We start from the raw sequence: 15,262 nt of genomic DNA on the forward strand, positions 1-15,262 counted from the left end.
AGATTTTACGGATTTCAACCTTTCCGCGCCAAAAACACGACGAGCCCTGCCTGCAAGTGGCACGATACCGTGCGATTTTGGCAACCGAGCGTTCCGTTTCAGGGCAGGCCGAATTTGCAATTGCAAGGATGTGTTGCATCTCATTAACTCATTATTAGAAGTTCCTGCTTAGAACTTTGCTTAGTTGTAAGAATTCTACCCGTGTAGGGCTTGCAACCACTGGCGTGGGGATCGGAGCCGCCTTCTGGCTCTGTAAGCATGATGCCCTTCCGATACGCTGGCTCGTTCGAGTCATGTTCCATGAAAACAAGTTATCGTCCGCAAGGACACCCGAATTGCGAAGTCAATGAGGGGTCCGGGGGGACGTCCAACGCTGCAGCAAGCGCAGGACATGCTGAGTATGCCGTAGAGGCGCCGAACAGGCCTTCTGCGCTGCGACTCGCAGGGCAATGACGTTTGTGGTCAGCCAACCATCAAGGGCGCGTTCATGACTTCAATCGTCACATCTCTTTCTATCAACCAGATCCGGTCGCTCTCGTCGACCGCGATTGCAAACCTCACCACAACCGACGTCGCAGCTCTCACGAGCACGCAGATCAAGGCGCTGAACTCGACGCAGATCTCGGCTTTCGAGACCGAAGACCTCGCGGCCTTCTCCTCGACCCAGATCAGCGCCGTCACGGCGGCCGCCATCACCGGTCTCACCCTTTCGCAGATGGATGCGCTGGGCTCCAGCAACATCGCCGGTCTCACCTCTTCGCAGATGAACGCGCTCAGCACGGCGCAGATCAGCCAGCTGAATTCCGATCAGGTCGATGCTCTGTCGAGCTCGCAGATCGCAGCCCTCAGCGCTGCCGCGCTCGGCACGATGACCTCGGACGAAATCGGGACCTTCACCTCGGATGAAGTCGCCGCCATCTCTACCAAGGTTCTGGCAAGCCTCTCCACCGCCGCCATCGCAAACTTCAACAGCGACCAGATCGGCGCCCTCAGCGCCAAGCAGGTTGCTTCGCTGACCAACGCCCAGGTCGCCGTTCTGACCTCCGAACAGGTAGACGGCCTGACGAGCAGCCAGGTTGGCGCTCTCACCGCCAAGCAGATCACGGCGCTCACGACCGATGCCATCGCATCGCTCGACAGCGACCAGATCGGCGCCCTGAACGCCAAGCAGATCGCTGCCTTCTCGACCGCCCAGGTCGCCATCCTCGACTCCGACCAGGTTGCCGCTCTGAGCAGCACCCAGATCGCAGCGCTGAGCGCCGAAGCACTCGGCACGATGACCTCGGAAGAGATCGCAACCTTCTCCTCGGATGAAATTGCAGCCATCTCCACCAAGGTTCTTTCGAGCCTCTCGACGGCGACCATCGCAAACCTCGACAGCGACAAGATTGCCGCCCTGACCTCCAAGCAGGTTGCTGCTCTCACCAACGCCCAGATCGGCGTGCTCTCCTCCGACCAGATCGACGGCCTGTCCTCCGGCAACGTCGCCGCCCTGACCGCCAAGCAGATCACGGCGCTGACGACCGAGGCGCTGACATCGTTCGACAGCGACCAGATCGCTGCTCTGACGGCCAAGCAGGTCGCAGCTCTCTCCTCTGCCCAGGTCGACGTCCTGACGTCCGACCAGATCGAAGCCTTCGACAGCGTCCAGATCGCGGCCCTCAGCGCCGCAGCACTCGGCACGATGTCCTCCGACGAGATCGCAACCTTCACGTCTGACGAAGTCGCCGCGATCTCCACCAAGGTTCTGTCGAGCCTGTCCACCGCTACGATCGCAAACTTCGACAGCGCACAGATCGGTGCCCTGAACAGCAAGCAGCTCGCAGCGCTCACCAACGCCCAGATCGGTGTTCTCACGTCCGATCAGCTCGATGGTCTGTCCTCCACCAACATTACTGCCCTGACCGCCAAGCAGATCACGGCGCTCACGACCGATGCCGTCGCATCGCTCGAAAGCGACCAGGTTGCTGCCCTGACGGCCAAGCAGGTTGCCGCAATGACGACCGGCCAGGTCGACGCCCTGACCTCGGATCAGGTCCAGGCCCTGACCAGCACGCAGATCGCGGCCCTCGGTGCCGTGGCGCTCGACACGATGTCCTCCGACGAGATCGCGACCTTCTCGTCTGACGAAGTCGCCGCCATCTCCACCAAGGTCCTGTCGAGCCTCTCCACCGACACGATCGCCAACTTCGACAGCGACAAGATCGCAGCCCTGACCTCCAAGCAGGTTGCTGCCCTCACCAACGCCCAGATCGGTGTTCTGACCTCCGATCAGCTCGACGGCCTGTCGTCCGACAACATCGTTGCCCTGACCGCCAAGCAGATCACGGCGCTCACGACCGATGCTGTCGCATCGCTCGAAAGCGACCAGGTTGCCGCCCTGACGGCCAAGCAGGTCGCTGCCCTCTCCTCTGCCCAGGTCGACGCCCTGACCTCCGACCAGGTCCAGGCTCTGAGCAGCACGCAGATCGCAGCCCTCAGTGCCGCAGCACTGAACACGATGTCCTCCGACGAGATCGCGACCTTCACGTCCGATGAAGTCGCAGCCATCTCCACCAAGGTTCTGTCTGCTCTCTCGACCGATGCCATCGCCAACCTCGACAGCGACAAGATTGCCGCTCTCAGCAGCAAGCAGGTCGCAGCCCTGACCGCAGCCCAGGTCGGCGTCCTGACGTCCGATCAGGTCGATGGTCTGACCAGCGCCAACATCGTCGCCCTGACGGCCAAGCAGATCGAAGCGCTCACGACCGATGCCATCTCATCGCTCGACAGTGTCCAGATCGCCGCCCTCACGGCAAAGCAGGTCGCATCCTTCACTTCTGCCCAGATCGACTCGCTGACTTCCGACCAGGTCGAAGCCCTCGACAGCGTACAGATCGCCGCCCTCAGCGCCTCGGCACTCGGCACGATGACCTCCGAAGAACTGGGTAAGTTCACCTCGGATGAAATCGCCGCCATCAGCACCAAGGTCCTGGCTGCCCTGTCCACCGCGGCAATCGGGAACTTCGCAAGCGATCAGATCGCAGCCCTGAGCTCTGCCCAGGTAGCCGCGCTCACCACCGCACAGGTCGCAACCCTGACCTCCGATCAGCTCGACGGCCTCAGCTCCGACCAGGTCAAGGCCCTCACGGCCACCCAGGTCGCAGTTCTGACCACCGATGCGATCGCATCGCTGGAAAGTGACCAGGTCGCAGCCCTGACCTCCAAGCAGGTTGCCGCCCTGACCACCGCACAGGTCGCAACCCTGACTTCGGACCAGGTCGACGCCCTGACGAGCACGCAGATCGCAGCCCTCAGCGCCGCAGCGCTCGGCACGATGAGCTCTGACGAGATCGGTACCTTCTCGTCCGACGAAGTCGCCGCCATCAGCGCCAAGGTTCTGGCCGGCCTGTCGACCGACATCGTGTCCTTCCTCAGCAGCGACCAGATCGGCGCCCTGAACACCGCTCAGCTTGCCTCACTGACAACGGCACAGATCGGCGTTCTCTCCTCCGACCAGGTTGACGGTCTGTCGAGCGACAACATCGTCGCCCTGACGGCCAAGCAGATCGAAGCGCTCACGACCGACGCAATCTCGTCGCTCGACAGCGATCAGATCGCAGCCCTGACGAGCACCCAGATCTCGGCGCTCAGCACGGTTCAGATCGCGACCCTGACATCCGATCAGATCACGGCTCTGACGAGCACGCAGATCGCAGCCCTCAGCTCCGCCGCACTCGATGCGATGGACTCCGACGAGATCGCGACCTTCACGTCGGACGAGATCGCCGCGATCAACGTCAAGGCACTTCCGGGCCTCTCCACCGACGACATCGGTGCCCTGAGCTCGGAACAGGCTCGGGCCTTTACCTCCACTCAGATCGGTGCCCTGAACAGCTCGCAGGTCGAAGCGATCATCGCAGCCTACAACGACGTCTGATCCAGACGGTCGATCCCGAAAACAGGCGGCGCGGTTCACACCGCGCCGCTTTTTCTTTTTGGAACCGGCGCGCGAAAAACGATCAGCCCGACGCAAGACAACTCCGATAGCAAGGCAAACGAGCTCCTTTTCGAGTCGTTCAACAGCCCGGCCAGCAGGCCTCTTGCCGCAGGATGTCCATGACTGTCAGCACCCCCATCGTTCCTGATCCGAACGCGCCGCTCCTCAACCTGCTCGGACGCGCCCGCAACCAGCAGCTCTCGCTTGCCGAGCTGTTCCAGACTGCGGAAGCGCTTGCAGCTGGCGGCGCCACCCTGCCGGCGATCGAGCTCTACAAGACCTGGATCGCCTTCAACGACACCAATCCGCTGCTGCACCTCGCCTACTTCAACTTCGCGGTTTCGCTTTCGAAGGCAGGGGATACGGCAGCCACGATCCACGCCTTGCGCGCAGCGATCCGGATCAGCCCGCAATTCGGCCAGGCCCATATCAATCTCGGGCGGACGCTGGAGGATTGCGGCCTGACGGGACAGGCCGTCCAGCAATGGCGCACCTTTGCGGACGCGACAGCGGACGTAACACCCGACAAGATCAACAACCGCCTGCTGAGCCTCCAGCATATCGGCCGCGTTCTGGAAGCCACCGGCAAGCTCGAAGAGGCGGAAGCCGCCCTCTGGCAGGCGATGGAGCTGCAACCCACGCGCACCGAGGCCGCCCAGCACTGGATTTCGCTCCGCATGCGCCAGTGCAAGTGGCCGGTCGTCGCACCGTCCACCCATATCACGTCGCGCCAGTTCATGGACGCGATGTCGTCCATGACGATCGCCTGCTACACGGACGATCCCCTTTTCCACATGGCCAAGGCCCACCGCTATTGCCAGGCGACCGTCGGCCGACCTGCCGATTTCAAGGGCTTCGTGCGCAAGCCGGTGCGCCACAAGAGCGGAACCGGCCAGCGCCTGCGCGTCGGGTACGTTTCCTCGGACCTGCGCCAGCATGCCGTCGGCTTTGCGCTGAGTGAGCTGCTCGAACTGCACGACAAGTCCAATGTCGAGATCTTCGCCTACTATTGCGGCGAGCCGGTTCTCATCGACCAGACGCAGGCGCGAATCAAGCTGGCGGTCGACCATTGGTGCGACATCACCAAGTTGAGCGATGTCGACGCGGCCCGCCAGATCGTCGCCGACGAGATCGACGTGCTGATCGACGTCAACGGTTACACCAAGCACGCCCGCACGAAAATTTTCGCTTATCGCCCGGCCCCGGTCATCGTGAACTTCTGCGGTTATCCCGGAACGATGGCGAGCCCGTATCACCAGTACATGATCGCCGACGAACAGATCGTGCCGCCGGAAAACGAGCTGTATTATACCGAGAAGGTGCTTCGCATTCCCTGCAACCAGCCGGTGGACCGCAAGCGCACCGTCAATCCGCGTCCGACCCGGGCGTCGGTCGGCCTGCCGGAAGACGCCTTCGTCTTTGCAAGCTTCAACGGCATGCAGAAGATCACCGCCAACTGCTTTGCCCGCTGGATGGCCATCCTCACCGCGACGCCAGGCAGCGTGCTGTGGCTGCTGGTTGGCGATGACAGCGTCAACGAGCGTGTCAAGCAGATGGCCGAACAGGCCGGCGTCGCGCCGGAGCGACTGATCTTCGCGGGAAAAACCCAGAACCCGGATCACCTCGCCCGCATCGGCCTTGCCGACCTGTTCCTCGACACGTTCCCCTACGGCGCACATTCCACCGCCGCCGATGCCATCACGCAGGGCCTGCCGGTGCTGACTGTCGCCGGCAAGAGCTTTGCGTCGCGCTTCTGCGCCAGCATCGTCGTGGCGGCGGGCATTCCCGAACTCGTCTGCAAGAGCCCGGACGATTATGTCCGCCAGGCCGTCGTTTTCGCGAAGGACCCGGCCCGTCTTGCCGCGGTCAAGGAAACCCTCCAGCAACAACGAGAAACCTGCGCACTGCGCGACATGCCCGCACTCGCCCGCCGGCTCGAAGAGTTGTTCTGGCAGATGCAGGGCGAGGCAGAACGCGGCGAGACGCCCGTTCCGGATCTGCGCAACCTCGACCTCTACTACGAAGTGGGCGCCGAGCTTGCAGCCGCGAATATCGATTTCGAAGACGACCAGGCCTACCGGCAGCGCTACCGCGCGCAGCTTTCCACCCTGAACGACTTCGCACCGCTTTCACCCGATGCCCGCCTCTGGACCTCCGCTGGATAACCAACCGGCAGACGACAGCCTTGCAGCGATCGACAATTCTGAATGACGAGGACAGCATGACCCCAGTTATCCTGGTGACCTTTGCCGGACGGCAGAAACGGATGGAAATCCTGACCCAGTACGTCCGGCGGGCGTTGGGCCTCGGGATCATCGACGAGTGGCACGTCTGGGATTTTACCCGCGCGGACGAGGATCAGGCCTGGGTAGCGCGGGAGTTCGGCCCCGCCCGCTACATGGGCTCGAAGGTACCGTATCAGACGGCCGGTACCGTCACGCCCCAAGCGTCCTTCCGCTCGAGCGCACGAATCAAGCATGACCTGCACATCGCGATCGTTCCGAACGATCGGCCTCAGGAGTGCTACGAAATCGTGGTCGGCGGCTGGAAAAACACCCATTCCGCCCTGCGCAAGATCACCCGCGACCAACTCCAGAATTTCGACCGGGACAACCAGGCCAACCTCTGGACCAAGCCGACGCCGGGCGCCCTCTCCCCGGGACAGCCCAATGAGGTCGTGCTGATGATCGATTCGGCCGGTGTGCCGACGCTGCGAATCAACGATGCGACGATCGGTACGTGGCCGGAGCTGAACATCAGCGGCGGCGCTTCGGTTCTCATTCGCGGCGGCTGGGGCGCCGATCTGGAACTTTGCAACGTCAACGCCCGGACCCGGCGCTACATCGGCAATCCGCGGGAGCAGCTGCCCTACTTCCAGGCCTACGAATATTACGCGACACGGATCGACGCCTTCTCCGACGCAGTGTTCCTGAAGTGCGATGATGACATCGTCTATCTCGACATCGACAAGCTGGACGGCTTCATCCAGTTCCGCCGCGCCAACCCGCACTACTTCGTCGTGTCGGCAAACGTCGTGAACAATGGCGTCTGCGCCTACTTCCAGCAGCAGGCAGGCTCCATTCCGGCAAGCGTCGGCGATTTCGAACGCCCACCGGGCGGTTTTGGCGGCACCCTCTGGGAGAGCGCGGAACGCGCGACCCAGTTGCACGCCTTCTTCCTCGGCACCGGCGGCGCGGCCCTTCCCCTCCCCGAACCCGTTGTCGACTGGACCGAACGGCAGTCGATCAACTTCATCGCCTGGCTCGGGCGCGACCTGCGTCACATGGCGCTGCCGCAGGGCGACGACGAGCACGCCCTCACCATCGGCGTACCGACTTTCCTGGACCGGCCGTCCGCGATCTATTCCGATTTCATGGTCAGCCATCTGAGCTTTGGCCCGCAGGAGCGCGGCTGGGATCCGACGGCGCTGATCGAGGGCTACGAGGTTTTGATGCGCGACCGGCTGTTTCCGGCGGATGCACCACGGCTGCGGGCTGCAGGCTGACGCGACAGGTTCAATTCAGGACAGATTGGCATGGGTGTGAAAGAGAAAATCCTCATCGTGGGCGCCGGGCTTTCCGGCGCCGTCATCGGCCGCGAGCTCGCGCAGGAGGGCTACAAGGTCGAGATCATCGATTCGCGCAGCCACATTGCCGGCAACTGCCATACGGAGCGGGACGAAGCGACCGGCGTGATGGTGCACATCTACGGCCCGCACATCTTCCATACCGATGACACCGAGGTCTGGGACTATGTGAACGGCTTTACGACCTTCATGCCCTACAAGAACCGCGTGAAGACGACGAGCGGCGGCCAGGTCTATTCGCTGCCAGTCAACCTGCACACGATCAACCAGTTCTTTGGCAAGACCTTCCGGCCGGACGAGGCCCGCACCTTCCTCGAAGAGCAGGCGGACAGGACGATCACGGATCCGCAGACCTTCGAGGAGCAGGCGCTGCGCTTCGTCGGGAACGACCTCTATGAGGCCTTCTTCAAGGGCTATACCCAGAAGCAATGGGGCTGCTCGCCGACAGCACTTCCGGCATCGATCCTCAAGCGTCTGCCGGTGCGCTTCAACTACGACGACAACTACTTCTTCCACAAATACCAGGGCATGCCGGAAAACGGCTATACGGACATGATCGAGCGCATCCTCGATCATCCCAACATCAAGGTCACGCTGGACACCGTGTTCAACCGGGACGACGCGGAGGGCTTCGCCCACGTCTTCTATTCCGGACCGCTCGACGGCTATTTCGACTACGAGCTTGGCCGGCTCGGCTATCGCACGCTCGATTTCGAGCGCTTCACCCATGACGGCGACTACCAGGGCTGTGCGGTGATGAACTATGGCGACGTCTCGGTGCCCTATACCCGGATTACCGAGCACAAGCATTTCTCGCCGTGGGAAGAACATGCCGGTTCCGTCTGCTACCGCGAGTTCTCGCGCGCCTGCGAGCCGCAGGACATTCCCTACTACCCGATCCGGCTGGTCGAGGAGAAGGCGCAGCTCACCGAGTATGTCGCCCGAGCCGAAGAGGAAAGCGGCGTCACCTTCGTCGGGCGACTGGGCACATACCGCTATCTCGACATGGACGTGACCATCCGCGAGGCGCTCGATACGGCCAGGCTCTATCTCGCCCGGAAGGCAGAGAATGCTGCAATGTCGACTTTCCTGCACGCGCCGCTTTAAGGCGCCTGCCCACAAACGACGAAGGCCCCGGCAAAACCGGGGCCTCCTGAATAATGCGAAGCGTTTAGGCCTCTTCTTCCGATTAACGGAAGAGCGTGAGGATGCCTTCGGCCGAGGAGTTGGCGATCGACAGGGCCTGGATACCGAGCTGCTGCTGGGTCTGCAGGGCCTTGAGGCGGGTCGATTCTTCGTTCATGTCGGCGTCGACGAGGCGACCGATGCCGCTGTCGATGGCGTCGATGAGCTTGGAAGCGAAGTCTTCCTGCAGGTCGATGCGCATGGAGATCGAGCCGAGCTGCGAAGCAGCCTTGGTCATCAGCTGGATCGCAGCTTCCGTCAGGTTGAGGGCTTCGCCCATCTCGGCGTCGGTGAAGTCGGAGATGTCGAGCGTCACGACCGTGTCGGTGATGGTGTAGGCGTTGGCGGTCGGGTCGATGTCGTCACCAGACGTGCCGAGGATACCGCCGGCGCTCTGGAGGTGATCAGCCGTGTCGACCGTGCCGAACAGGACGTTCTGGCCATCGGCAGACAATTCGTCCAGCGTGTAGACCGTGGTGTTGACCTTGACCGTGCCGCCAGCGTCGCGAACGAAGCCCGAAACGATCGTCTTGTCGGCAACGACGTCAGCAGCGGTGCTGTCGAAGACGAGCCAGTTCTGGCCGTTGAAGGCTGCGCCGGAGGCGATGGAAACCAGCTGCTGCTGGAGCTGCGTGATTTCTTCCTGAACCTTGGCCTTGTCGACGCCCTGTTCGGTCGCCGCAGTCACCTTCTTCTTCATTTCCTTCACGACGTCGATGGCGGCTTCCATACCGGCATAGGCGGTGTCTACCTTGGCGGCGCCGAGGCCGAGGGCGTCCTGAACGGCGGAAAGCGCCATGTTATCGGAGCGCATGGTGGTAGCGATCGACCAATAAGCGGCGTTGTCGGCGGCTTCACCGACGCGCATGCCGGACGATACGCGGCCCTGCGTGGTTTCCATGGCGCTGCCGATAGAGCGCAGGGTATTGAGCGCGGACATTGCCGCGACGTTGGTCAGAATGCTGGTCATGTTAAAAGTGCCCCTTGAATGGCTGACTGAGGAAGGGCATTCCGGATATTACCGGGGAACGGTGGTCAGCATCATGCCTGCTAACCGGTTAAGTTTTTTGGTTAACCCACCGTTTCGATGTCCCCAGAAAACCGCAATAAAGTTAAGGAATTCTTTCTCGCCGAATAAAAATAAAAAAAGGCCGCACCCGTCGCCGGGTGCGGCCTTTCTTTTGGGGTCTGGCGCGGGTCAGCCTCCGCGCGTTTTCCCGTCCGTTTATTAACGGAAGAGCGAGAGGATGTTCTGCGAGTTGGAGTTCGCGATCGACAGCGACTGGATGGCAAGCTGCTGCTGGGTCTGCAGAGCCTTCAGGCGGGTCGATTCCTCGTTCATGTCGGCATCGACCAGGCGGCCGATACCCTTGTCGAGGGCCGAAGTCAGCTTCGAAGCGAAGTCTTCCTGCAGGCCGATGCGCATGGAGAGCGAGCCGAGGTTCGAACCAGCCTTGGTGAGGTTGGTCAGAGCGGTTTCGATCGTGTCGAGGTGGCCTGCAACTTCAGCGTCCGTCGTGGCGTCGGTCAGCTCGATAGCGAGCGTGTCAGCCAGGTAGCCCGTGCTGTCGTCGACTTCGCCGGTGCTCGAGTCATAGGCGCCGAACAGGGCATTTGCAGCCGAGTCGTAGGTTGCCGTCGTGACCTTGACCGTGCCGTCGTCGCCGCGCACGAAGCCGGTGACAACCGTGGTTTCGGCGGAGCCGCCGGCCAGCCAGTTTTCGCCGTTGAACGTGGCGGAAGCGCCGATGCTCTTCAGCTGGTCCTGGAGCTGGGTGATTTCTTCCTGGACCTTGACCTTGTCAACGCCCTGCTCGGTCGCGGTGACGAGCTTCTGCTTCAGCGTCTTGACGACGTCGATGGCAGCTTCGACACCACCGTAGGCAACGTCAACCTTGGCAGCGCCGAGGCCGAGAGCGTCCTGAACAGCGGAAAGGGCTGCATTGTCGGAACGCATGGTGGTCGCGATCGACCAGTAGGCAGCGTTGTCCTTGGCCGCGCCAACGCGCTGGCCGGACGAAATGCGGCCCTGCGTCGTTTCCATGTCGTTGTTGATCGTGCGCAGCGTCTGGAGAGCTGACATGGCAGAGGTGTTGGTGAGAATGCTCGACATTCTAGTTGTCCCTTTGAACTAAATACTGATGGGGGACATACCGGACTGAAAGACTTACCGGTTACGGCGGTTCGGCGTCATGCCAACTCGGTTTCTCCAGAGACCTGAAGGGATACCAAACCCGTCGTGTGACCCCAAACCTCGCAGCCAATCCTTGCCAACTTCTTAAATCGGGCAAGGGGGCGCAAACCACTGGGAAACAGGGTGAACGACGGGTAAATCTGTATGGTTAAGAGGGTCTAACTGAAGGATCGCACGAGGCTGCCGACGAGCAGATTCCAGCCATCGATGAGCACGAAGAACAGGATCTTGAAGGGCAGCGAAATCGAGGTCGGTGGCAGCATCATCATGCCCATGGCCATGGTGATGGTAGCAACGATCATGTCGATGACGAGGAAGGGCAGAACAACCAGGAAGCCGATTTCGAAGCCGCGGCGGATTTCCGAAATCATGAAAGCCGGGATGACGACGCGCAGGTCCGCGACATTGTCTTGCACGACCGTCTGGCCGCGCTCCTCGGCAAGCGAGATGAAGAGCTCGATGTCCTTGTCGCGGGTATTGGCCACCATGAATTCGCGGAACGGCTCGGCAATGCGCTTGGCGGCTTCCGTTTCATCGATCTGGTTGGCGATCAGCGGCTCGACGCCATTTTGCCAGGCACGGTCGAAGGTCGGCGCCATGACGTAGAAGGTCATGAACAGCGCGAGCGACACGAGAATCATGTTGGACGGCGTGGTGGCAAGCCCCATGCCGGAGCGCAGGATCGAGAACGCAATGACGAAGCGCGGAAAGCTCGTCACCATGATGAGGATGCCGGGCGCGACAGAAAGGATCGTCAGAAGCCCGAAGGTGCGGATGATCCAGGAGGCGGCCGAACCGTCAATTTGCCCGTTGAGAAGCCCGTCCGGCAGCTGCAACTGCTGCTGGGCGTAGGCCATACCGGTCATCGCCATCATGGCAACGAAGGTCAGAAGGGCACGAATCATTCGATCACAAAGGTCCGGAACATGACGTTGGTTACGCGCCCTTCCGACCTGAGGTCAACCCGCTCCTGCAGGTCTTCCCTGAGATATTGGAAACCGCGCGGTCCCTGAACCTGCTGGAGGGAGACCGTGCGCATGTAGGCCAGGATATCCTGGTGGATTTCTTCGGCGAGTGCGACGTCCGGCGCGCCCTTGAACATGAGTGCGACTTCGAGACGGACGCGGTTGTCGGACGGGTAGGCAAGGTTGCTGGTAATCGGATCGAGCAGCACGATGCCGTTTGCCTCGGTGGAGATGTGGGGCACTTCCTGCCCCGTCTCGCCTTCCGCAGCGCCGCCCTCGGGTTCGGCCTTCGCCACCTCCTCCGTCGGCTTTTCGGCGGGAGGTGGTGCAAGCACGTTGCCGACGAGCCAGCCGCCGCCACCGGCAAGCAGCGTCAGCACGGCGATGGCCGCGATGGTGATGACCAGTGTCGGCTTCTTCTTCTCCGGGACGTCGCCCTGTTCTTGTTCCGCCATGTGCTTCTTCCCGGGTTGTTGGGCTTATCCGCGTCAGAGCGGCGAGAACAGGTCGATGGCCTGCTGGCCCCACGGCGGCTGCTGCACTTCGGTCAGGCGGCCGCGGCCGCCGTAGGAGATGCGAGCTTCCGCGATGCGCTCGTAGGCGATCATGTTGTCGGCGTCGACATCCTGCGGCCGCACGATGCCGGCGACGTTGAGGATGCGCAACTCATGGTTGACGCGCACTTCCTGCGAGCCGCTGATCAGAAGGTTGCCGTTCTCGATGACGCCGGTGACGACGGCGGCGACGAGCAGGTTCAGCCGTTCGGACCGTTCCGTCGAGCCGTCACCCTTGGTGCTGGTCGACGAGCCGTAGGTCAGGTCGCCCTTCCCCTCGACATCGGGGAGATCGCCGCTGGCGCCGATGCCAATATTCATGCCGCTCTTGTTGGTGCGCGAGCGGTCGGTCTTGTTGTCGAAGGTCGCGCGGTCGTTGACGCGGATGTTGACGGTCAGGATGTCACCCACCTTGAAGGCACGCGAATCCTTGAAGAGCGCCGACTGCTGGTCGCTCCAGATCGAATAACCGGCGGCGGCCGTGCGCGGCTGCTTCGGATAGGCCGCCAATTGGGGCGTCTCGGCATAGTTGAGGCCGCTGCCGATAGGACTCATCGACGGCGCCTTGCCGATCTCGTTCAAAGCCTGGCTGGAGCAGCTCGTCAAAGCCAGCACGACGGCCAGGGCAGAGGCGGTCTTCTTCATGACGGATCCTTTGGCGTGTTCGCATTGCCGGCAATGGCGATGATGCGGGTGAGGAGGGCCGCCTTGTCGGCCGGCATCTCACCGAGAATGGTGCTCGACTGGCGCGGCGGCAGCTTCATCACGATCGCCGAAGCGATCTCCGGATTGATCTCGGCGAGCTGTGCGGCGGCGGCATCCGGTTTCATCTTCCGGTAGATTTCGACCAGACCGCCCTCGGCCATCTTCAGGAAATCGTTGCGGCGCTTGAGCCAGTCCTCGTATTCGGCCCGCCGGGTTTCCAGCACCTTGATGCGTTCGTCGACACCCTTCTGGAGAGTTTCGAGTTCCTGCTTCTGGATGAGGTAGCGCTGGTCGCGCGCGGCATCCGCGATGTTGGTACAGAAGGCGCGGATTTCGTCGGCACTCGCGCTGGTGGTGGAGATGACGGGGCGCTCTTCGGCAAATGCGCCGGGAATGGCCATCAGGACAAAGCAGGCGACCGGCAAGGCAAGCTTGCGGGCCAGGGTCCTTGCGGCGACGGAAAGCGTGGGTTCGGTCTTCATTGCAGCACCAGTTCTGCCTGGAGGGCGCCTGCGGTCTTGATGCTCTGCAGGATCGAGATGATGCCGTCAGGTTTGACGCCGATGCTGTTCAGCCCGGAGACGAGCGAGCGCAGGCTGGAACCGTCGAGCAGGGCGACCTGGCCGCCATCCTGCTGGACGAGGATGTCGGTGTTCGGCTCGACCGCAGTCACGCCGCGGGAAAAGGGTTCGGGCTGGACGACTTGCGGCATCTCGTTGACCTGCACGGTAAGCGTGCCGTAGCTGACGGCAACCGGCGAAATCCGCACGTCCTGGCCGATGACGATCGTTCCCGTCCGCTCGTTGATGACAACACGCGCCGGCACATCCGTTTCAACGACAAGGTTTTCGATATCCGCCATCAGGCGGGCAAGGTCAGCCATCTTCGGCTTGGCGACGTGGACGGTCTGCGAATCGCGCGATTCGGCGATCGGCGAGCCGTATTGGGCTGCCGCATACCGATTGATCGCATCCGCCATACCGACTGCTGTCGAGAAGTCCGGATTGCGAAGCTGCAGAACGAGGTCGGACGAATCCTTGAAGCGCGAGGGCAGTTCGCGCTCGATGATTGCACCATTCGGCACGCGGCCGGCGGTCGTCACGCCCTGCTGGACGGACGCGGCGTCACCCGAGGCGTTGATGCCGGTGACGACGATCGAGCCTTGCGCAACCGCGTAAATCTGGCCGTCGGCGCCGGTCAGCGACGTCATGACGAGCGTGCCGCCGCGCAGCGACGTCGAATCACCGAGCGAACCGACGGTCACGTCGATACGGCTGCCGGGGCTGGAGAAGGGCGGCAGATTGGCGGTGACGAGCACGGCCGCGATGTTCTTGGCGCGGGTCTGCGTGCCGACCATGGAGATGCCGAGGTTCTGCAACATCGCCCGCATGGATTGTTCGGTAAACGGCGACGAACGCATGCTGTCGCCCGTGCCCTGGAGGCCGACCACGAGGCCATAGCCGATAAGCTGGTTTTCGCGCCCAGATTGAAGCGAGGCGATGTCCTTGATACGGGCGGCCGACAGTGCCGGACCGACCGCAAGGGCGAGGCAGGTAACCACGGCGAGTGTGCGGAGGAAGAGGGAACGCATCATTTCGCCACCACATGCACGGTTCCATCGCCCATGACCGTGCCGGAAACGATCACGCCGGAATCCTTGTTACGGACCTTGATGAGCTCACCGACCGCCGCATCCTGCAGCGGCGTGCCGGAGGCGCGCAGAATCAGCAAACCGTTGTCGAAGACGAGCTGGACGGTGGTGCCGCGGGAAACCGCGAAAGGCTCGCGCAGCGCCGAGGTTAGGATGACCCGCCCCGGCAGCAGCGTGCGCTTCGAAATCAAGCCGCTGACGGCATTGATGTTTTCGGCATAACCCTTGACGAGGTTCGGGTTGGTGACCTCGACCTCCTCAAGCTGTCCCGCCTGGATCTCCTCGCCGGGATAGATGATGCGCTTCGGCACGACGGCTGTGCGCATGTCCGCAAGCGCGGCATCGGCCACGAGTAGGCCGAGGAGCGCGAGCAAGGCTGCACGGCCGTGGGCCGAGGCGGTCTTTCCTCTGCGAAGAGCTGCTGTCAGGCGAAACATCATGTT

12 protein-coding genes are annotated in these 15,262 nt (G+C 62.3%); 4 read left to right on the top strand and 8 right to left on the bottom strand.

Annotated features, from left to right (window positions below; genetic code table 11):
* The first annotated feature begins 487 nt into the window (after positions 1-487).
* The 4 genes from ACT6VE_RS22525 (at position 488) to glf (ending at position 8,672) form a co-directional block, all read left to right on the top strand.
* On the top strand, positions 488-3,919 hold the full coding sequence (locus ACT6VE_RS22525; RefSeq protein WP_444800656.1) for a beta strand repeat-containing protein: 3,432 nt from the start codon (positions 488-490) through the stop codon (positions 3,917-3,919).
* Positions 3,920-4,098: 179 nt separating this feature from the next.
* On the top strand, positions 4,099-6,144 hold the full coding sequence (locus ACT6VE_RS22530; protein ID WP_444800657.1) for an O-linked N-acetylglucosamine transferase, SPINDLY family protein: 2,046 nt from the start codon (positions 4,099-4,101) through the stop codon (positions 6,142-6,144).
* A 56-nt stretch (positions 6,145-6,200) separates the two neighbouring features.
* Positions 6,201-7,484: a hypothetical protein gene (locus ACT6VE_RS22535; RefSeq protein WP_444800658.1), complete on the top strand. Its 1,284-nt coding sequence runs from the start codon at positions 6,201-6,203 to the stop codon at positions 7,482-7,484.
* 30 nt (positions 7,485-7,514) lie between these two features.
* A complete protein-coding gene (gene glf, locus ACT6VE_RS22540; protein ID WP_444800659.1) occupies positions 7,515-8,672 on the top strand; it encodes a UDP-galactopyranose mutase in 1,158 nt (385 codons plus the stop codon).
* 82 nt (positions 8,673-8,754) lie between these two features.
* Here glf and ACT6VE_RS22545 read toward each other — a convergent pair whose 3' ends face one another.
* The 8 genes from ACT6VE_RS22545 to flgA all read right to left on the bottom strand — a co-directional run bounded on the left by ACT6VE_RS22545 (position 8,755) and on the right by flgA (position 15,259).
* The gene (locus tag ACT6VE_RS22545) at positions 8,755-9,720 is read right to left on the bottom strand and encodes a flagellin N-terminal helical domain-containing protein (protein ID WP_444800660.1); all 966 of its coding nucleotides are present in this window, start codon (positions 9,718-9,720) and stop codon (positions 8,755-8,757) included.
* A gap of 258 nt (positions 9,721-9,978) precedes the next feature.
* Positions 9,979-10,863: a flagellin N-terminal helical domain-containing protein gene (locus tag ACT6VE_RS22550; RefSeq protein WP_444800661.1), complete on the bottom strand. Its 885-nt coding sequence runs from the start codon at positions 10,861-10,863 to the stop codon at positions 9,979-9,981.
* A gap of 239 nt (positions 10,864-11,102) precedes the next feature.
* Positions 11,103-11,849: a flagellar type III secretion system pore protein FliP gene (gene fliP / locus ACT6VE_RS22555; RefSeq protein WP_444800662.1), complete on the bottom strand. Its 747-nt coding sequence runs from the start codon at positions 11,847-11,849 to the stop codon at positions 11,103-11,105.
* Positions 11,846-12,364 (bottom strand): flagellar basal body-associated FliL family protein, encoded by a 519-nt coding sequence (locus ACT6VE_RS22560; RefSeq protein ID WP_444800663.1) that lies wholly within the window; start codon positions 12,362-12,364, stop codon positions 11,846-11,848. Before ACT6VE_RS22560 ends, fliP begins: the two co-directional genes overlap by 4 nt.
* A 33-nt stretch (positions 12,365-12,397) precedes the next feature.
* Positions 12,398-13,108 carry a flagellar basal body L-ring protein FlgH gene (flgH, locus tag ACT6VE_RS22565; protein ID WP_444800664.1) on the bottom strand — a complete coding sequence of 237 codons (711 nt, stop codon included), beginning with the start codon at positions 13,106-13,108 and terminating at the stop codon, positions 12,398-12,400.
* Positions 13,105-13,650 (bottom strand): MotE family protein, encoded by a 546-nt coding sequence (locus ACT6VE_RS22570; RefSeq protein ID WP_444800665.1) that lies wholly within the window; start codon positions 13,648-13,650, stop codon positions 13,105-13,107. Before ACT6VE_RS22570 ends, flgH begins: the two co-directional genes overlap by 4 nt.
* Positions 13,647-14,762, bottom strand: a complete 1,116-nt coding sequence (locus ACT6VE_RS22575) for a flagellar basal body P-ring protein FlgI (protein WP_444800666.1) — start codon at positions 14,760-14,762, stop codon at positions 13,647-13,649. The genes ACT6VE_RS22570 and ACT6VE_RS22575 overlap by 4 nt, the downstream gene beginning before the upstream one ends.
* The gene (gene flgA / locus ACT6VE_RS22580; RefSeq protein WP_444800667.1) at positions 14,759-15,259 is read right to left on the bottom strand and encodes a flagellar basal body P-ring formation chaperone FlgA; all 501 of its coding nucleotides are present in this window, start codon (positions 15,257-15,259) and stop codon (positions 14,759-14,761) included. Before flgA ends, ACT6VE_RS22575 begins: the two co-directional genes overlap by 4 nt.
* Positions 15,260-15,262: the final 3 nt, after the last annotated feature.

The organism is Shinella sp., from assembly GCF_052438155.1.
Lineage (GTDB): Bacteria > Pseudomonadota > Alphaproteobacteria > Rhizobiales > Rhizobiaceae > Shinella.